19 protein-coding genes and 1 pseudogene are annotated in these 18,572 nt (G+C 36.0%); 16 read left to right on the top strand and 4 right to left on the bottom strand.

The genetic code is table 11. The features are described 5' to 3' along the window. Positions 1 to 41 precede the first annotated feature (41 nt). The 8 genes from radC to merA all read left to right on the top strand — a co-directional run bounded on the left by radC (position 42) and on the right by merA (position 6,939). A complete protein-coding gene (radC, locus tag WMZ97_RS18530; protein WP_343273576.1) occupies positions 42 to 710 on the top strand; it encodes a RadC family protein in 669 nt (222 codons plus the stop codon). Between the two features lie 66 nt (positions 711 to 776). After that, the gene (locus WMZ97_RS18525) at positions 777 to 1,616 is read left to right on the top strand and encodes an ArdC family protein (protein ID WP_343273575.1); all 840 of its coding nucleotides are present in this window, start codon (positions 777 to 779) and stop codon (positions 1,614 to 1,616) included. Positions 1,617 to 1,735: 119 nt separating this feature from the next. Beyond that, positions 1,736 to 1,978, top strand: a complete 243-nt coding sequence (locus tag WMZ97_RS18520) for an NrdR family transcriptional regulator (protein ID WP_343273574.1) — start codon at positions 1,736 to 1,738, stop codon at positions 1,976 to 1,978. 167 nt (positions 1,979 to 2,145) lie between these two features. Further along, complete coding sequence (locus tag WMZ97_RS18515) at positions 2,146 to 2,583, top strand: DUF4258 domain-containing protein (protein WP_343273573.1); 438 nt, start codon at positions 2,146 to 2,148, stop codon at positions 2,581 to 2,583. Positions 2,584 to 2,627: 44 nt separating this feature from the next. After that, on the top strand, positions 2,628 to 2,993 hold the full coding sequence (locus WMZ97_RS18510) for a hypothetical protein (protein ID WP_343273572.1): 366 nt from the start codon (positions 2,628 to 2,630) through the stop codon (positions 2,991 to 2,993). A gap of 102 nt (positions 2,994 to 3,095) precedes the next feature. Further along, on the top strand, positions 3,096 to 4,226 hold the full coding sequence (gene dnaN, locus WMZ97_RS18505; protein ID WP_343273571.1) for a DNA polymerase III subunit beta: 1,131 nt from the start codon (positions 3,096 to 3,098) through the stop codon (positions 4,224 to 4,226). A gap of 655 nt (positions 4,227 to 4,881) precedes the next feature. After that, the gene (gene merR / locus WMZ97_RS18500; protein ID WP_343273570.1) at positions 4,882 to 5,274 is read left to right on the top strand and encodes an Hg(II)-responsive transcriptional regulator; all 393 of its coding nucleotides are present in this window, start codon (positions 4,882 to 4,884) and stop codon (positions 5,272 to 5,274) included. Positions 5,275 to 5,298: 24 nt separating this feature from the next. Next, complete coding sequence (gene merA / locus WMZ97_RS18495; protein ID WP_343273569.1) at positions 5,299 to 6,939, top strand: mercury(II) reductase; 1,641 nt, start codon at positions 5,299 to 5,301, stop codon at positions 6,937 to 6,939. Between the two features lie 384 nt (positions 6,940 to 7,323). Here the strand turns inward: merA and WMZ97_RS18490 are convergent. After that, positions 7,324 to 8,694 (bottom strand): annotated as a pseudogene (locus WMZ97_RS18490) (IS4 family transposase). A 462-nt stretch (positions 8,695 to 9,156) separates the two neighbouring features. Here WMZ97_RS18490 and WMZ97_RS18485 point away from each other — a divergent pair. The 6 genes from WMZ97_RS18485 to WMZ97_RS18460 all read left to right on the top strand — a co-directional run bounded on the left by WMZ97_RS18485 (position 9,157) and on the right by WMZ97_RS18460 (position 12,786). Further along, positions 9,157 to 9,465 carry a hypothetical protein gene (locus WMZ97_RS18485; protein ID WP_343273568.1) on the top strand — a complete coding sequence of 103 codons (309 nt, stop codon included), beginning with the start codon at positions 9,157 to 9,159 and terminating at the stop codon, positions 9,463 to 9,465. Positions 9,466 to 9,536: 71 nt separating this feature from the next. Continuing rightward, on the top strand, positions 9,537 to 10,196 hold the full coding sequence (locus WMZ97_RS18480) for an ArsR/SmtB family transcription factor (RefSeq protein WP_343273567.1): 660 nt from the start codon (positions 9,537 to 9,539) through the stop codon (positions 10,194 to 10,196). Between the two features lie 87 nt (positions 10,197 to 10,283). Next, entirely contained in the window at positions 10,284 to 11,567 is a 1,284-nt protein-coding gene (locus WMZ97_RS18475) for an MFS transporter (RefSeq protein WP_343273596.1), read from the top strand. Beyond that, positions 11,568 to 11,864 carry a rhodanese-like domain-containing protein gene (locus WMZ97_RS18470; protein ID WP_343273566.1) on the top strand — a complete coding sequence of 99 codons (297 nt, stop codon included), beginning with the start codon at positions 11,568 to 11,570 and terminating at the stop codon, positions 11,862 to 11,864. A 181-nt stretch (positions 11,865 to 12,045) separates the two neighbouring features. Next, positions 12,046 to 12,351 (top strand): GNAT family N-acetyltransferase, encoded by a 306-nt coding sequence (locus WMZ97_RS18465; RefSeq protein WP_343273565.1) that lies wholly within the window; start codon positions 12,046 to 12,048, stop codon positions 12,349 to 12,351. 156 nt (positions 12,352 to 12,507) lie between these two features. Continuing rightward, complete coding sequence (locus WMZ97_RS18460; RefSeq protein WP_343273564.1) at positions 12,508 to 12,786, top strand: hypothetical protein; 279 nt, start codon at positions 12,508 to 12,510, stop codon at positions 12,784 to 12,786. A gap of 228 nt (positions 12,787 to 13,014) precedes the next feature. Here WMZ97_RS18460 and chrA read toward each other — a convergent pair whose 3' ends face one another. The 3 genes from chrA to WMZ97_RS18445 all read right to left on the bottom strand — a co-directional run bounded on the left by chrA (position 13,015) and on the right by WMZ97_RS18445 (position 16,060). Beyond that, the gene (gene chrA / locus WMZ97_RS18455) at positions 13,015 to 14,217 is read right to left on the bottom strand and encodes a chromate efflux transporter (protein WP_343273563.1); all 1,203 of its coding nucleotides are present in this window, start codon (positions 14,215 to 14,217) and stop codon (positions 13,015 to 13,017) included. Between the two features lie 15 nt (positions 14,218 to 14,232). Further along, entirely contained in the window at positions 14,233 to 14,538 is a 306-nt protein-coding gene (locus WMZ97_RS18450; RefSeq protein WP_343273562.1) for a PadR family transcriptional regulator, read from the bottom strand. Positions 14,539 to 14,797: 259 nt separating this feature from the next. Beyond that, entirely contained in the window at positions 14,798 to 16,060 is a 1,263-nt protein-coding gene (locus WMZ97_RS18445) for a transposase (RefSeq protein ID WP_343273561.1), read from the bottom strand. A 297-nt stretch (positions 16,061 to 16,357) separates the two neighbouring features. Here WMZ97_RS18445 and WMZ97_RS18440 point away from each other — a divergent pair, with 297 nt between their 5' ends. Then, complete coding sequence (locus tag WMZ97_RS18440; RefSeq protein WP_343273560.1) at positions 16,358 to 16,828, top strand: DUF1259 domain-containing protein; 471 nt, start codon at positions 16,358 to 16,360, stop codon at positions 16,826 to 16,828. A gap of 502 nt (positions 16,829 to 17,330) precedes the next feature. Beyond that, the gene (locus tag WMZ97_RS18435; protein ID WP_343273559.1) at positions 17,331 to 18,386 is read left to right on the top strand and encodes an iron ABC transporter substrate-binding protein; all 1,056 of its coding nucleotides are present in this window, start codon (positions 17,331 to 17,333) and stop codon (positions 18,384 to 18,386) included. Positions 18,387 to 18,572 lie beyond the last annotated feature (186 nt).

Below are 18,572 nucleotides of genomic sequence, written 5' to 3'. Positions count from 1 at the left end.
AGAGATTTGCTTTTTTTTATTTAAAAAAGGGAGGATCCAAAATGGTAACGAAACAAGCAGAAATGTTTTCGTTTGTAGATAAGTCGCGAGAGGCAGTTTTTAGTTATGATGTATCAGGTTTATCGGAAAATGTTGATACAGCTGAATTAATTGGTACAATAATCGGAGAAAATGCGGATGATGTAACTTGTATGAAATTAAAAAGTATAGGCTTACGGAATCTAATGGAATACTCCATCAATGAACTAATGGATTTAGCTTTAGGCAAAAATGAAGCCATTCAATTACATGCTTCGTTTTTATTAACAAAAAGGCTGTTTCAAGAGAAAAAAGGAAAAAGCTGCATCATTCGTTCACCTAAAGATGCTGCTGATTGTCTGTATGATTTGAAGTATGAAAAACAGGAACATTTTGTTGCATTATTCCTTAATACTAAAAATGAGGTAGTAAAAAGAAAGACTATTTCTATTGGAAGTCTAAATGCAACAATTGTTCATCCTCGTGAAATTTTTCGTGAAGCAGTCAAAATTTCTGCTGCTTCGGTTATCGTAGGTCACAATCATCCAAGTAGTGACCCGTCGCCTTCTCAGGAAGATATACAGGTAACAAAGAGACTGACGGAATCTGGAAAAATGTTAGGAATAGAAGTGCTTGATCATATTATTATTGGTCAGGGATTTAAATCACTTAAAGAGCAAGGTTATATGTAAAAATAAAGGCATTTCTCTAACATGGGGATTTGCCTTCTTTTACATCAGAAAAAGGGAGGATTTGAAATGAGTAAAAAAGTTTATGAGCTCGTTACACAAAAGATTGTTGAAAAGTTAGAGGAAGGGGTTATTCCATGGAAAATGCCTTTTAAAAATTACAGAGCTATTAATTGGCAAACTCAAAAACCTTATCGTGGTATCAATACAATACTTCTTCAACCTGGGGAGTATGCCACATTCTCACAGATTAAAAAGTACAATGCTAAGGTGAAAAAAGGCGCAAAGAGTCATTTAGCTGTCTTTTGGAAATGGCTCGAAGTAGAAGATAAAGATGATGATGAAATGATCAAAAAGGTTCCATTCCTACGCTATTACAATGTGTTTGAAATTAATACGCAAGTTGATGGATTGGATAGTAAACGACCAACTGTGGCATATGAACATGATCCTATTGAAGCAGCAGAGCAGATCGTGACTGGCTATAAAAATCCGCCCAACATTACGTTTGAACCAACAGGTGCGTGGTACCGCAAGAGTCAAGATCGTGTAAATGTTCCTAACAAAAAGGAATTTGAAAGTATACAAGAATACTATTCAACTATTTTTCATGAATTAATTCATTCAACTGGTCATTCCAACAGATTAAGCCGTAAAGGAATTACCGAAAACCGTTTTGGTAGTGAAGGATATTCAAAAGAAGAATTAGTTGCTGAAATTGGTGCTAGTTTTCTTTGTAATATAGCCGGAATTGATAACGAAACCATTGATAACTCGACAAGTTACATCCAAAGTTGGCTGCAAGCGTTGAAAAACGATCACACAATGATTGTTTATGCCTCTCAGCAAGCTCAAAAAGCAAGCGACTATATTCTTGGAGAAGTCAATGAAGATAAGAAAATTGCTTAGTGTAACCGGATATTCTTTTACACGTGAAATATAAAATCTAAAAAGGATAGCCCTTTGGTAAGTGTCAAAGAGTGCAATCCCTTCTTTAGTTTCGCAAAAGGGTAAAGGAGGTTTAAGCTATGCAATGTATCTTCTGTAAAGGAAAAACAAAAGTGATTGATGTTCGAAAAAAAGATGGTAGGCACTATCGTAGGAGAGAATGTTTAGAATGTGGTGAGCGTTTTACCACGTATGAAGTCAATCAGATTCACTTGCTAAATGTGTTGGAAGATTACCTGCCAATGAGGTTAATAGATGAGATTTCAAATGTACTTGCTGTGGGTTATCCAGAGCAAGGAAGAAATGGGGACAGCTTAGAGTAGGAGCCTGCTCTTTTCTAATCTTAGAAGAGAGGGATCCTATGAAAAGGAACAATGAAAACATCAAACGAAAAAGAAGATTCCGTCGGTTTTTTTAAAACACAAAGAAAAAATAAACGAAGGGAGGAATTGCCCTCTGTATGTTTCAATACAGGGGCAAGTTCCCCTAATTGATTATACAAGGCAAAAAAATGAGTTGTCACAACCCAAAACTATGCCAAGAAAAACATAAAAGATGGAAAAGGAATCAACAAAAATTTATTCCTATTGGAGAAAGCGAACATGAATTGTATCGAAAGCATATTAAGGCAAATACCTATAAAGCTAGGGCTTCACATCACTCAAAGATTCGTGATTTCCAAAGAGCTGTAACAGAAAAAGACATTGCCGATGTCACATTTTGGGGATGGGTTATTGAAAGGAATATTTCAGCGGACACTCAAATGCCTATACTTGTCATTATGGGTTACACCGAAAAGCAAAGACCATTACATCTGGTTTATGAAGTAGTTAAAGAATATGAATGGACTCTTATCACTGTTTATACACCATTAGCTAAATTGCATAAATGGAATAATGATTTCACAGAGAGAATGTGTTTTTGTTAAGAATAATGATACAATGAAAGGATAGTCTTAAAGGAGTTGATCGCATGGCTTCAATAAAAGATAATCCTTTCTTATGTAATGTAATAAAAGAAGGGAAGAATTTAAAGATGATTCATGAATTAAAAGAGTTGCTTGAAAAAGAAGGATCAGTAAAGCATTGTAGCAGATGCGGAAATAAATTGGATGTAATTTATTCCCCTAAAACATTATATTATGATTATAATGGTGAAGAAAGGGAGCTTATCGTAAAGAACGCACCTTATCACAAATGTAAAACCTGTGATGATGACACAGAAAATTTGGTTCTTTATGGAGTTGTTAGACAATTACTTGAAAAAGAGTTGTTTTTTAAATTAAACAAACGAGAAGAAATTCCAAGTGAAGTGGATTTACTTGAAATCGCAAAATAAAATAAACAAAGAAATTGAAGATTTTATTTAAAAAGCATTGATTTGGTCTATTGCCAGAATTAATGCTTTTTTTGTATAGAAAATAAAAAGGAGAGATTTATAATGGAATTTCAAATTGAAAAAGGAATCTTTAATAATGCGATTAAAAAAGGTGCAGGCGCGGTTAGTACACGAGCTGTTGTTCCAGCTTTATCCGGTGTTCACCTAGTAGCTAACGAGGAAGGTATAATTATTACTGGAAGCGACTCTGACCTGTCAATCCGTACATTCATTCAAAATGACGAGATGGCTGGAGCAGAAATCTTAAACGCAGGGAGTATTATTCTTCCAGCAAAACAATTATCTAATATAGTACGTTCTATGCCGGATAATATTATTTCCGTTAAAATGCTGGATGGTCTTAAAGTAGAAATTTCATCTGGAAAATCAAAATTTACTCTTAATGGTATGGATGGTAATGAATATCCAAAACTGCCAGAAATTAAGGGAGAAAGCTTTCAGATTAAAGCAACCTATTTAAAAGAAATGATTGATAAGACGATATATGCTGTATCAAAAATTGATGCAAGACCGATAATTACTGGTGTCAATTTATTCGCACAAAATGGAAGAATTGCAATGGTTGCAACTGATTCACACCGTTTATCAAAGGTTGTTGGCGATGAAGTGGCGGGCGATATTCCTAATACTGTTACTCTTCCTGAGAAGACGCTAAAAGAATTGTCTTCGCTAATCAGTGATTCTAGTTATGTTACTGTGATGCAAAAAGACAATCAAATTGTATTTCAAACGGATGAATTTTATGTACTTTCTCGTGTGTTAGAGGGGAATTATCCGCAAACAGATCGGTTAATTCCAATGGATTATAAAACACTTTTAACGGCAGATAGAAGGCAATTACTTTCATCTATAGAGCGGTCTGCAATTTTAGCAACAGAAAACAACACGATTACATTAAAGGTGACAAATAAAAATAATGGGATTTTCGAGACTATTGAATTGTCCCATACCAATAGTGAGTTAGGTCAATCTAAAGAAGATATTATAGTGGAAAAAATTGAGGGGGAGGAAATTACAATTTCGTTTAACCCAAAATATATGATTGATGCTCTAAAACGTATTGATGAAGAAACAGTCGTTATTGAATTCAATGGTACAACACGCCCGTTTGTTATCAAACCATTGGAAAAACACGACTTTATCCAGCTGGCTTTACCAGTTCGGATTTATTAATATGTAAAAAGAAATTAAAACGATCAGGATATATCTGAAAAAATTAAAGGATAAATAGATAGTTTGTGCATTCTAACAGCGGGATAATTTGGTATTCATGCAAGCAAGCCCCTTCAATCAAGAGGGGCTTGCTTATTTTATGAACTAGCTGAAAACACTCGCGATTTTAATCATGAGCTGAATCGGCTTCGGATAGGGGATGGCTTATACCACGTTAACTACTGAACGGTGCGGTATTAGTGGTTGCTTATTTTCTTTTGCTTGCAGTTGGTATTAGTGAACTGTAAAGAGATTATTCAAGCAATGGACGCTTACCTGGAATAAGAATGCTTTATTTATTGGCTTTTCTTGCCCTTTAATGTAATAAGAGTCCAAGCCGAAATGGAGGTTTTTAGAATGGATATTCTATTGCCTATTGGTTAAGGAATTATTATAAATTTAAGGTATTCGGAATATATAGTGGAATTACTTTTTTTTTAGTTTAAAAACAACTAGTGTTTAAATCGGATTATCTGATGGGATATTAGGACAATCAATAGTATCATAAAAGTATCAATCACATACGAGTGATACGTTGGAAGAAAAATAAAAGAGTTCAATTTGTTTGACCGTGTACTATGGTACACAGTTTAAAATATTCATGGGGTGAAATAAGGTGATTTATCGCATTAGTGAGTTCGCAGATAAATGTGGAGTTAATAAAGAAACTATCAGATATTACGAGCGAAAAAATTTATTACAACAACCTCACCGAACGGATACTGGTTATCGAATATATTCATATGATGACGTTAAGCGTGTTGGGTTTATTAAACGAATGCAGGAACTTGGTTTTTCTTTAAGTGAGATTTATAAATTACTTGGCGTTGTAGATAAAGATGAAGTTCGTTGTCAAGATATGTTCGAATTTATTTCTAAAAAACAAAAGGAAGTTCAAAAGCAAATAGAGGATTTAAAACGAATTGAAACTATGTTAGATGACTTAAAACAACGATGTCCAGATGAAAAGCAATTACATTCGTGTCCAATAATAGAATCATTAACATGAGAGATTAACGAAGGGAGCTTTATTATGAATAAATTTAGAGTAAACATTCAAGGAATGACTTGTACGGGTTGTGAAAAACACGTAGAATCAGCACTTGAAAATATAGGTGCTAAAAATATTGAGTCTAGTTTTCGTCGTGGTGAAGCAGTATTTAAATTGCCCGATGATATTGAGGTTGAAAGTGCAAAAAAGGCGATTGATGAAGCAAATTACCAAGCCGGAGAAATTGAAGAAGTATCATTACAAGAAAACGTGGCATTAAGTAATGAAGACAATTATGACCTTCTTATTATTGGTTCTGGTGCTGCTGCTTTTTCTTCGGCAATTAAGGCTATTGAATACGGTGCAAAAGTTGTAATGATTGAGCGTGGAACGGTTGGGGGAACCTGTGTAAATATTGGCTGTGTTCCCTCAAAAACTCTTCTTAGTGCAGGGAAAATCAATTATTTATCAAAAGAAAACCCGTTTATAGGTTTACAAACATCTGCAGGAGAAGTGGATTTAGCTAGTTTAATCACGCAAAAGGATAAATTGGTGAGCGAACTTCGGAATCAAAAATATGTGGATTTAATTGATGAATATGGTATTGATTTAATTGAAGGTGAAGCAAAATTCGTTGATGCAAGTACGGTTGAGGTCAATGGGGTAAAGTTATCTGCAAAACGCTTTTTAATTGCAACAGGTGCAACTCCTTCGTTGCCCCAAATTTCAGGACTTAAAGAAATGGACTATTTAACTAGTACAACACTTCTTGAATTAAAGAAAATACCAAAACGATTAACAGTGATTGGTTCAGGATACATTGGAATGGAGCTTGGACAACTATTTCATCATTTGGGTTCAGAAATAACGCTTATGCAAAGAAGTGAGCGACTATTAAAAGAATATGATCCTGAGATTTCAGAGGCAGTTGAAAAAGCGTTAATTGAACAGGGTATAAACCTTGTCAAAGGGACAATTTTTGAGCGTGTTGAACAAAGTGGAGAGATAAAAAAGGTTTACGTAACAGTTGATGGCAGTAAAGAAGTCATTGAATCAGATCAGTTACTTGTTGCCACTGGAAGAAAACCAAATACGGATTCTTTAAATTTAAGTGCGGCAGGTGTTGAAATTGGAAAAAATAATGAAATCCTGATCAATGATTTTAGTCAAACAAGTAATGAAAAGATTTATGCAGCAGGAGATGTGACGTTAGGACCACAATTTGTATATGTTGCAGCCTATGAAGGTGGAATTGTTACTGATAATGCTATCGGTGGGTTAAACAAAAAAATAGATTTATCGGTAGTTCCTGCTGTTACGTTTACGAATCCAACGGTTGCAACGGTTGGTTTAACAGAAGAACAAGCAAAAGAGAAAGGATATAATGTGAAGACATCTGTATTACCTTTAGATGCTATTCCAAGAGCAATTGTAAACCGTGAAACAACCGGTGTATTTAAACTAGTAGCAGATGTAGAAACATTAAAAGTATTAGGGGTTCATATTGTATCTGGGAATGCAGGAGATGTCATCTATGCAGCATCATTAGCTGTTAAATTTGGCTTGACGATAGAAGATTTAACAGAAACCCTAGCACCATATTTAACAATGGCTGAAGGGCTAAAATTAGCTGCACTTACGTTCGATAAAGACGTTTCGAAATTATCTTGTTGTGCAGGCTAAAGGAACTTTTTTTACAACTCCCTATTCAAGTAAACCGGCTAACACCGTACTGAAGGGTACAGTAGTTTAGCAAGGTTTACAAAAGGATTTCATACACTATTTTCCGATCACCCATTATATAAATACTTTAAGGGATTTTCTAAGTGCATTAGTGGTCATAAAAAGAATTTAACGCTGATGATTTCGATATCAAATCTATATTTGATACCTTAACACCGCAGAGTAGTAAAGGATGAGCAATATGCCTGAAAAAATGACTGGCTGACCCTATAATATGATCGGGCGGTTTAGCTGAATAACATATTCTTTAACCGAGTCATTTTATTGAGTAAATTATGCTGAAAAGTAAGAGACAGGTTTCCAAGTAGAAAATAGGAGGGGATTCTATGCCACGTTGCACCAACTGTAATTACTCAACTTTCGCAGGCTGACAGGCATGTAAATCTTGATATAGTTAGGGAAACCCGCAACCCATTGTTGTAGTTGATTTTTGATCAACTATTGTATTTTTTTATTAGTATGTTTTAGGGTATCTTCAAGAAGCTCGATTAATTGCTGTAACGCTACAGCCCAATCAAGTTCATCTATTTCATCACATAACTCATAAAATATGCCACCTAGGGTTCGCTCATCCGTGCTGCAGCGATTTTGCCATGAAAGCAAGATATACCTTGTAAATACAATGGTTGTGTGACTGATTAACGCATCATAGGAACGACTTAGGAATTCCTTCTGAAGTTTCAAAAGGGATTTGGTTGTTTTGAAAAAGACTTCAACCAGCGCATGCCATAGAGACGAATGATTTCCTGTTCACTCAAAGTGCAGTCGGTACTCAAAATGGCAAGCCAATCGCTTTTTTTATTCCGATTGAGCACGAATACCACCTTAATCGGAACACCATTGGCTTGTATGGTATGGATGGAACGCAAAATGCCTTTTTTACCGTCACTTGGCTTAGCTAAACGATATAGCTGATCTAGGTTGACACGCTCTCCATCTACAACATAACGCTGCTTTAGTTTTTTAACCATACTGATCACATCAAGACCTTGTTCCGTGATCGTTTTTATCAATGGTTGTTGGGTAAACCATGAATCCATTAACACGTAAGAAGCATCAATCCCAATATTGAAGGCACGCTCAAGCATATTTGGAATTTGATCTGGTGCTGTTTGTAACGCATTTTGGCGGCGTTTGTAACCCGAAGTGCGTTTATCAACTGTTTCGGATATACCATTTATTTGGCATTTTCTTGTACTCAATAGAGAAAAGTCAATCGGCATGAAAGTTGCACCATCGGACCAGCCAAGGGTAAGCATGCGAAACGCATCTTTGTGATGCGTGATCAAAGCAACGAGCCAAAAGTTCGACATGTTTACTTCGATTTCGGTCATAGGATGAATCATCTAAAATGAATACTCTTGGGCGATTATGATGTGTAAGTTTTGAGACTTTGGCAATCGCGCAAGCAGCCAGCGAAAGCAGAAACCGTCGCCAATTGAACGTGGATTCATTCAAAAAGCGATAAACAGTATCTTTAGCTGGAACATCCGAAGATTTCCCGCTTTCAAGCATGCGAATCCAGTTTTTGTTTTCAAAGATTAAACAAAAGATCAATTTGAAAATATAAGCACAGGAAAAACCAAAAGACTTTGTAATACCTGCATTACGTAAGTGTTTTGACACGTTCAATTCTTTAAAAGTTGATTTCATTTCATTTGGTGGTTGCTTATTTTGACTGTTTTCCGCTATCATAACAGGAGCACCTCTTCTATTTTGGTAGTGATTCTACAAATCAACTATACCAAATGTTGAGGTGTTTTTTCATGTTTAAGCGTTATGTCAAGGAACATATTTCAAGGACTACAAGCACTTGCATGTCTTGATCTAGCTACGATTTTTCCGGTGCGAAAGTTGAGTAATTATAAATGGAAAGCCAAAGAAGTTTTGTCGCTCGGATTTTCAAAGAATGGAAAAAGCTGCCCTAATTGCGGGCATAAACAATATATTTCCGCTGAAACACAAAGATTATTTACACTAGGGTATCTAAGTCTTATATTCGTTCCACTTCTTCTTTTTCGTATAAAATTAAGTGATAAAGATGAACGCCTTTTTCAATAATCCTGACTGCATTAGCCTTTAATAAGGCGGGCGGCTTTAATGGAACAAAGAAATGTCCAGAAATTCATTATCAGGCCAGATAACAGGGAGGATTCAATGAAAATCAATCAATTCCTTATTCAATTTGCAACTTTAATGATTATAATATTTGGTGATAATTTTATTATTCTTATTTCTGGGCTGGAGAATCTTCAAATTATTGTGGCCTTAGCTGGCGTTATACTTCTTATTGCTTCACTAATTTGGAGAAAAACAACAAATAAATATTCCAGAATTTGGTGCAATTCCGTAATAAATATTATTCTGGAATTGGGCCAGATTCTTGAACAAGAGGTTAGAAAGAAGAGATTATGGATGTTTATCCTAGAACTAACAAGTCAGGTTAATTCAAGGGTAAATTGTTGAAAAGAATATTAATTACGATTATAATTCAAGTAATCAATAAAACACTTGAATAGATTTGGTGGTGATTCAAAATGCTAAATGAAAGAAATTTAAAAAATTTATTGTACCAAGAGTTTGCAAGGATAGGTAAAAGTCTTTCTAGTCCCAAACGCTTGGAGATTCTTGATCTTTTGTCTCAAGGACCAAAATCGGTGGAAGCATTATCGAAAGTAACAACTATGTCTGTGGCGAATGTATCACAACATCTACAAACCCTCTATAATTCCAGGATGGTAAAGTATCAAAAGAATGGTAACTATGTGATTTACGAATTAGCGGATACAGCTATTTTGGACTTTTTAAATTCCTTGCATACATTGTCAGAAAAACAGTTTGTAGAGGTTCAACAAATCAAACAAGAATTCTTAAATGCCAATCTTGGTATGGATGGGGTTTCACTTTCAGAACTTAAAGATCGAATGAAAAAAGGTGAAGTTTTATTGTTAGATGTCAGGCCGAAAGAAGAATATGAAAATGCTCATATTTCCGGTGCTGTTTCCATACCGGTTGAGGAATTAAGGGAAAAACTCTCCTCTTTACCAACCAACCGTGAAGTTGTTGCCTATTGCAGAGGACCATACTGTTTGATGTCGGTAGAAGCTGTAGAGCTCTTAAGAAGTAAAGGTATCAATGCCTATCGTTTAGAAAAAAGCGTTCAAGACTGGAATGAATTTCAAGACCATTTGAATTAAATTGAAATTATTAGCTTATGGATGTTGGCTGATAAGGTTATTACTTGTTAAGAGATAAATCTAGAGAAGAAGGTGTTGATGCTTACTATGGTTGGTGAAACGAATGATTCGGTACAAAGATATATAGATAATCCAGAAAAACAAAAACAATTATATAAACGTACATTAATCATTGTCGTTATCTCACAAATGTTTGGTGGGGCAGGATTAGCTGCTGGAATAACAGTTGGGGCATTACTTGCAGAACAAATGCTTGGCACAGATGCATTTGCAGGTCTTCCTGCTGCTTTATTTACTTTAGGATCAGCAGGAGCTGCATTAGCAGTAGGAAGACTTTCTAACCGTTATGGAAGACGTATGGGCTTAGCAACAGGATTTATAACAGGTGGCCTTGGAGCAGTAGGTGTTGTGCTTGCCGCTATCTTAAATAGTATGTTTTTATTATTCGCTTCTCTACTTGTATATGGTGCAGGTACTGCAACTAATTTACAAGCCCGTTATGCTGGTACAGACTTGGCAACGAACAAACAGCGAGGTACTGCTGTAAGTATAGCGATGGTCTCCACAACATTCGGTGCAGTTGCAGGTCCAAATTTAGTGGATGTGATGGGAAATTTCGCTCACTCTATTGGTGTTCCAGAACTCGCAGGACCATTTATCTTATCCGCAGCAGCATTTATATTGGCAGGTCTTGTGTTATTTGTCTTTTTACGTCCTGATCCATTCATTATCGCATTAAAAATTAATGCGAATAAGCAAAATACAGGATCTAATACGATATCGGAGAAGAATCAAATAAATAAAAAAGCAATAACAGTTGGCGCTATCATTATGGTGCTTACTCAAATTGTGATGCTTGCCATTATGACAATGACACCAGTTCACATGGGGAATCATGGTCACAGTTTACGTGCAATCGGACTTGTTATCGGCTTTCATATAGGTGCTATGTACCTTCCATCACTGTTTACAGGAATTCTTGTTGATAAGATTGGTCGTCCTGCCATGGCGATTGCTTCTGGAATTACATTGCTCGCCTCAGGTATCATAGCAGCGATTGCACCGGTAGATTCTTTATTTCTAATGATTCTTGCTCTTTCCTTACTTGGTATAGGCTGGAATTTTGGCTTGATAAGTGGTACAGCTTTAATTGTCGATTCAACAAAACCTTCAATTCGTGCTAAAACTCAAGGGACAGTGGATGTTTTTATTGCATTAGGAGGAGCTTCCGGTGGTGCCTTATCAGGAATGGTTGTTGCTGATTCCAGTTTTGAAATGTTATCACTTGCTGGAGGGATTTTGTCCTTAATAATTATTCCGTTTGTGATTTGGTCTATTGGCAGTAAAAATAAAGAAATGGAGGAGTCTTAAATGAAACAAATTACAGCAAAGGATTTAGAAAAAAAGATAAAAGCAGGGGAAAAGGTAAACATTATCGATGTTCGTGAAGCTGATGAAGTTGCAAAGGGTAAAATTACTGGAGCTAAACATATCCCATTAGGGAAAATTACAAATCGTTTAAATGAGTTTGATAAAAACGAACATTATTATATGGTATGTACGAAAGGCGCGAGAAGTGATAGTGTGACTGAACAATTAATACAAATGGGTTATAACGCAACGAATGTAGTTGATGGAATGTTGGGTTGGGAAGGTAATGTTAAATAATATAAGAAATATTTATTCCGCAAAACGGGCGCGATTCAGGAACAATTTAATTCATAAACGGACCAGTTAACGGAATACAAAGGGGTTGAAAAATTTAGATGAAATTTAAAGAGGATATTGAAATCGTGGAAAATGAACTCAAGTCCCTGTATAGTGATGTAGGTTGGACTGCTTTGATGATATGCCACGATTAATGAATGCTTTGCATCAGTCACTCTATGTATTAACAGCCTGGGATGAGTCGAAACTTATTGGCTTAATAATGCTTATTGGAGACGGACATACGGTTATTTATATTCAGGATATTTTGATATTGAAGGCATATCAAAATAACGAAGTAGGTTCTCAACTAATGAACAAGGTATTGGAGAAGTATCATGATGTGCGCCAGAAAGTGCTATTAACAGACGATGTTCCAGATGTGAGAACATTTTCAGCTACGGGTGCACTTAATGAACGAATAGTGCGCTCTTTGAAATCGGGCTAGATTTTGAAGCGATAATAAGTTTCTGTGTAACTCAATTTCTAAGGAAAGTTATATTCATCACTTTTTAGGGGGGATTTTTAAGTTGGCATAAGAATGGGTTCTAGAAGTAATAAATTTAATGGTATAATGGTATAAGTATATAAAGGCGGTGTTTAAATGAGTGTTAACCGTGAAGAACTAAAGCGGCTAATTGACTTTATTCACGAAGAAGATACGGCTGAGGTATATGACTTTATTGGTTATTTAAATATGAAACGGGATAGAGAAGCCATTGATGAAATGGAATTAGACCTTTTTTCCAAAGATAAAGAACTCATTCGTCAAGTACTGAAAAGTTGGGAAGATCGGGTAAATGGACGTATTTATGATCAAGAGCAGGGACTAAAGTACCTTCAGAACAAAATCAAGGAGTTTGAAGGTGAACAAAACTTATAATGCCTATTGGACACAAACCGCCCTTGATGAGTTGAGTCATATACTTGCTTATCCGCAGAAGTTAAGGAACGGATATATTTGGATGCTTATAAACGGCTGTCATATATGCCCATTTTAACTGCCAAACAAATACCCAGTGGAACTTTAAAGGATTATTGGGAAAGACTATTACAACCCCTTCCCCTTTTATCACTCATATACTCCTGGCTTCCCAAACAGTAAAAGGGTTTAGATACTTATAAAACTAATAATGTACCCACCTACAACACCTAATATAACAATAAGCCATGCAGGAACTTTCCAAATGTTTAGCAAAGCAAATAATATAACGCCTAAAGCAAAATCCGATGCATTTAGGATGGAACTTTTTATTACAGGGTCATAAAATGCAGCTAATAATATCCCAACAACACTGGCATTAACACCCATAAGAATTCCTTGGAAAGAAGCACGTTTACGCAACTCATTTAAAAATGGTAAAGCTGCTACAATAAATAAAAATGCCGGTAAAAATATTCCAATGATTGCTACTACAGCCCCTCCTATTCCTTCCATCATTGTTCCAAGGTAGCTGGAAAAAGTAAACAAAGGTCCGGGTACAGCTTGAGCCATTCCATAACCAGCTAAGAATGCATCAGGTGACAATAAGCCCTGTGGTACAATTTCACGTTCAATCATTGGTAATACTACGTGGCCTCCGCCAAAGACTAAAGAACCTACTCTGAAAAATGTATCAAATATGCTAACCAAAGGGTTATTCGTAAGCTTTGTTATGATCGGTAAAACAATGAGGGCGATAACCAGAATACTCAATGAAATTATTCCAGTTTTCTTTGAGATATTTACAGAAAAAGGTTTTACATTGGACTCCGCTTTGTCTTTAAAAAGTTTTAGACCAAATAATCCTGCTCCCAAAATAATTAGAATCTGCATCCATGCCGATGGATAAATTAACATAACAGACGCAGCCACAACAGCTATCGCGAGACGCGTTTTATCCGGTGTTAACTTCTTCCCTAATCCTATTAAAGCATGTAACACAACAGCTGCAGCTACAACCTTCAAGCTATGAATAAAACCTGCGTCTTCCAAGGAAAAGGTCTGATAAAGCATAGCGAATACTACTAGAACAATAATCGATGGCAATGTAAACCCTATCCACGATACTATTCCCCCTAAAAGGCCTCCACGCATCATACCTATTGATATTCCTACTTGGCTACTCGCAGGCCCCGGAAGAAATTGGCATAGTGCAATTATATCCGCGTAGGTTTTATCATCTAACCATCTCCTGCGATCAATATATTCATCTTTAAAGTAAGCTAGATGAGCAACAGGCCCACCAAACGATGTTAACCCCAATTTCGTGGAAGCCATTAGAATCTCCAAAAGAATCTGGAAATTGCCTTTATTGTTCATTTGTTTTTCCATGTTACCCTCTCTTTCTTATTTGATTTTTTTAAAGAGTTCATAAGCTTTTTTCCTAGCTTCACCAAGAACTAAATCACCTTTTTCAGTTATCGTATAATATTTCCTGATTTTCCCCTCCACGTTTCTGTCTTCTCTTATTAGAAGTCCATCAGACTCCATTGAATGCAGGATAGGGTAGAGAGTACCCGAACTGATACTGTAGCCGTGTTCCCTTAGCTCTTCTAACATCCATACACCGAAAATGGGATGTTCTTTCGCATGGTGTAATATGTGTATATGAATAAAACCAAGAAAAAGCTTCCGTAATACCTTGTCTTCCAATCTACCATCTCCTAAATAACGAATACCGATATTTAATATCATTATTGGATTTCGATATTGATAACATAACATATATTAAATTAGTTTTCAAGACTAAATAATTTAAGTTTACCTTTTTTCTCCGACTAAAACGGAATTATTTCACCCTAGGGGTCCTCTAGAAGGTTTTTCTATTGGTTTTTTTGAAAGAAGCAAATTTTAACCAGCACAAAAAGACATACGTTGTAGTATGTTTTTTCGAATTATTCAATTAATAAATTCAGAGTTGTAATGCTAGCTGTCGTGAACCTACTGGCTTCTCTATGTATTTAAAATGCCGGATGCCATGTTTATCTTTTTCTAATATGGCTTTCATTCCTGCTGAAAAACGATATAGAAACATCTTAATTTGATCCTTTGCTTTAATACCTTTTGCCCGTTCAATCACATCATGGAAAAATCCATTTTTCTTTTCTACTTTCAGTGTCATAAATGTTATCATAATGGAAACGAGTAAAAACATTCTTTTCAGTCTTGGCAATGTACGAACCCGAACATTTTCCAAGTCAAATTCCTGCTTTTGTACACGAAACATTTCTTCGATACGCCATCTAGTAATATAAGCTTTTAAGATAGACAGAACCTCTTCCTTTTTTTGAACCCGTTTATTTGTAAGCAGCACCATTGGCTCTTTTCCATATCCATACACGACAACCATCGTGAGCTTTTTTCCCTTTAGCGAAGGGATTTCTATAGTAAGATGAGAGACTTTCAAATCATAGACAGTTCCCTTTATTTCAGAACGAAAATTGATTTTCCCTTTCCTTCTGATCGCCAAATCATGTACAGAGAATTTTTTATTCTGATACAATAAATTCCGGTTTTTCTTTAACCGTATGATAAAGTTATTCTCCTGCTTGAGCACCTTTTTCATGACTTCTATATTGTCATATCCACGGTCCATAACGAAGGTTGCTTTTTTCCCTTTTACAATCCCATTCACGTAATCCAATCCCTTGTATGTTTCTTCATTTTCGCTGACAAATCCCTTTTCCGCGGAGGAGTACAGATGGGAATAAACCGAAATCGGATGCTTTGTCTTCGGCGCAACGGCAATCATGTTGGTTGTCCAATATCCATTGCCTATCTTTCCTGTTGAACCATCTCTCACTTGTCCAAGTGCTTCCATTTTACAGGCAGTAGATTTCACAATCTCGGAGTTATCCACTAAAATCAGATTATCTTCCTCTTGTAGAAAAGGTTTTATCATTTCCTCATAGTTCTCCAACAGCTCGGATGTTTCGTGAAATTCGTCTAGGCGATTGGACAGTCGCTTGACGGTTTGTATCGCATCAATGGGTTCTTCCAGAGCGCGTGCAATTTTTGTAAGCAAAACAGATCTGCCTTTTGCTAGTCCAAATAACATATCTAGGATAAAGTTTTTGTTGGGTTTTTGCAGCCCTTGGGCTAATTTGGACGCAAAATGAAAAATGGAACGTTTTGTGGTATAAATTGATTGGTTAAATGTGTTATGATTAGACATGAAGAGTCTCCTTTTTGTGTTCATATATTTTGTTTTAACCCAATAAAATTTTAACACATATAGGGAGGCTTTTTATTTTATTTTTCAATAAATAACGTACATTTTAAGCCAAAAAAGCTGAAATAGGCATCAAAAAGTTCATTTATCATTAGAACTTTTCGATGCCTGTTTTTTGTTAAAAGTCAATTATTATTTTTAGGTAAACTTAAATAAATAAGGACATTAACTTATTTTTATGATTGTGTATATATAGTCTTATCTTGGACATTATAAATCCAATTAAAGGGAGGTCTAAATGTGAAAAAAATAATTCCAATTCTCGTTTTGAGCCTGTTTTTGTTGCAACCAGCAGGTATGGCATATGGAGCAGAATCCCCTGAATGTCTTCATATAAAGAATCTGTTTGTTGATAATGCTAAGCAGGTGGACAATGTTTGTAAGGTGGAAATTAGTCGTAAAAACCTTAACGTCTCGTTGGAGGGAGAAAAGGTATCCCCAGAAATGCTTGAGCTTGCATTTGGTGCTAATTTTGAAAGGGTTGGAAATACATCCGTAGTTACGGGGGAATTTGCACTGTTTCCTAAAGAAGTAAACCCTGTAATTGATGCCTTTCGAAAAGGGGATATAGAAATTTCCGCACTGCATAACCATTGGTTCGAGCAACCAGAGGTTCTTTATCTTCATTTCCAAGGCTCGGGCGATCCCAAATCCCTTGCCGAAACTGTCAAATCCGCAATTGATGCCGCAACACAACAATCAGCAAGTTAAAGGATGAAAGATACAAGGGCAAAAACAATGAAAGATTGTTTTTGCCCTTGTCATTGATGTAACACCATAAAGTTTATATCATTAAAATTGAAAAAAGTTCGTGAAAAAATGTATTGAAGTAGTCAAGAAAATTGCCCCTAAATAAGGAGGGATCTTAATTTTCTTAATTTCATCGTTAAATGGAATATAAGTGTGTAGAGATCTGTTTCAGTAGGTTATAAGAAAATAAAGTTAACAATGTAATAAAAGAGTAATTTTCATACATAATCGTATTAATTCTTTCTTCACTTAAACTGAAAACATTGATTGTCTAATAAAAAGGCTTGTTATTCGCTGGAAACTAGGGACTATAATTAAAGATAAATATTTGTTATTGACTTTCTCTTCGTTTATGGTATATTAATCATGGAATATATAATTGATAATGATTATCATTATTAATTAGAAAGAGTTTTATATAAAAATTATAATTATTCTACATAATTATAATGGGGGAATTTTAATGGAAAAGATTTCGAAGCAAGCATATCGATTCGGTTTACTAGCGCTGATGTCGGCGGTATTAATTAGCCTACTTGCTGCGTGTGGATCCGATAATAGTGACGGTGAAGATGACGATTCTGAATCTGACACGCTAACAATCTATAACGGGCAGCATAAAGACGCGACTACCGCACTAATTAAAGCTTTCGAGAAAAAGACTGACATCAAGGTTGAAGAAAGAGATGGATCCAGTAATGAACTGGCCCATCAGGTTGTGGAAGAAGGCGACAAATCACCGGCTGATATCATCTATACCGAGGAATCCACTCCGTTGATCATGCTTGCTGAAAAAGGGATGCTCAGTAAAATTGACGATAAGGCACTCAAGCCGATCCCAGAGGAATACCGAGATGCTGATGGCAAATGGGTCGGACTCCTAGCGCGTTCTAGGGTTGTTGTCTACAATCCAGATTTGATTAAAGAATCAGATCTACCAACATCTGTCGTGGATCTAGAACAACCAAAGTGGAAGGATAAATTAGGCTTTGTTCCGACTAGTGGTGCATTTCAAGCGCAACTATCAGCTATGATAAAGCTAGATGGTAAAGAAGCAACAAAAACATGGTTAGAAGGCTTGAAGAAAAACGGCAAAACATACAAACATAATCAAAACGCCCTTGATGCTGTTGAGCGTGAAGAGATTCCATTCGCACTGATTAACAATTATTATTGGGACCGTCAGGCAAAGGAAAAAGGGGCAGACGCCATGAATTCCAAGCTATATTTCTTTGGTACCCATGATCTCGGGGATATGGTTACTGTTTCTGGTGCAGCTATTTTGAAATCGAGTCCAAACCAAGAAGCAGCACAAAAGTTCATGGAATTTGCTACAAGTGAAGAGGCACAGCAAATCTTAACAGACAAAAGCTCACAGTATCCTTTAAATCAAAAAGCTGATTCACATGGTTTGAAGCCATTCTCCGAACTGACACCGCCTAATGGCACCCTCGATTTAGGCGAATACAGCGATGGAAAAGCAGCCATTGAACTGCTTCAGGAAGTAGGTCTACTCTAATGATCCGTTCCAACCGGGGCATGCGTTTATTCGGGAAACATCATTCCCGACATAAACGCAGCCCTATATTGCTTTTACTCCCTGTTTTATTATTAGTCCTACTATCTTGTCTGCCAGTTTTATATATTACTCTACGGGCACAGGAGGCTGGTTGGAGTGAAGCAATACAGCTAATTTTTCGACCTC

Origin of the sequence: Lentibacillus songyuanensis (genome assembly GCF_039548255.1) — a bacterium.
Lineage (GTDB): Bacteria > Bacillota > Bacilli > Bacillales > Amphibacillaceae > Lentibacillus_C > Lentibacillus_C songyuanensis.
Note: the sequence above shows the minus strand (reverse complement) of the source record. Positions and strands in the feature narration are given on the sequence as shown.

Excerpts from the sequence above, each read along its gene's own strand:
- radC (WP_343273576.1), top strand. The coding sequence starts at position 42 with ATGGTAACGAAACAAGCAGAAATGTTTTCGTTTGTAGATAAGTCGCGA.
- WMZ97_RS18525 (WP_343273575.1), top strand. The coding sequence starts at position 777 with ATGAGTAAAAAAGTTTATGAGCTCGTTACACAAAAGATTGTTGAAAAG.
- WMZ97_RS18520 (WP_343273574.1), top strand. The coding sequence starts at position 1,736 with ATGCAATGTATCTTCTGTAAAGGAAAAACAAAAGTGATTGATGTTCGA.
- WMZ97_RS18510 (WP_343273572.1), top strand. The coding sequence starts at position 2,628 with ATGGCTTCAATAAAAGATAATCCTTTCTTATGTAATGTAATAAAAGAA.
- dnaN (WP_343273571.1), top strand. The coding sequence starts at position 3,096 with ATGGAATTTCAAATTGAAAAAGGAATCTTTAATAATGCGATTAAAAAA.
- merA (WP_343273569.1), top strand. The coding sequence starts at position 5,299 with ATGAATAAATTTAGAGTAAACATTCAAGGAATGACTTGTACGGGTTGT.
- WMZ97_RS18485 (WP_343273568.1), top strand. The coding sequence starts at position 9,157 with ATGAAAATCAATCAATTCCTTATTCAATTTGCAACTTTAATGATTATA.
- WMZ97_RS18480 (WP_343273567.1), top strand. The coding sequence starts at position 9,537 with ATGCTAAATGAAAGAAATTTAAAAAATTTATTGTACCAAGAGTTTGCA.
- WMZ97_RS18475 (WP_343273596.1), top strand. The coding sequence starts at position 10,284 with ATGGTTGGTGAAACGAATGATTCGGTACAAAGATATATAGATAATCCA.
- WMZ97_RS18470 (WP_343273566.1), top strand. The coding sequence starts at position 11,568 with ATGAAACAAATTACAGCAAAGGATTTAGAAAAAAAGATAAAAGCAGGG.
- WMZ97_RS18465 (WP_343273565.1), top strand. The coding sequence starts at position 12,046 with ATGCCACGATTAATGAATGCTTTGCATCAGTCACTCTATGTATTAACA.
- WMZ97_RS18460 (WP_343273564.1), top strand. The coding sequence starts at position 12,508 with ATGAGTGTTAACCGTGAAGAACTAAAGCGGCTAATTGACTTTATTCAC.
- chrA (WP_343273563.1), bottom strand. The coding sequence starts at position 14,217 with ATGGAAAAACAAATGAACAATAAAGGCAATTTCCAGATTCTTTTGGAG.
- WMZ97_RS18445 (WP_343273561.1), bottom strand. The coding sequence starts at position 16,060 with ATGTCTAATCATAACACATTTAACCAATCAATTTATACCACAAAACGT.
- WMZ97_RS18435 (WP_343273559.1), top strand. The coding sequence starts at position 17,331 with ATGGAAAAGATTTCGAAGCAAGCATATCGATTCGGTTTACTAGCGCTG.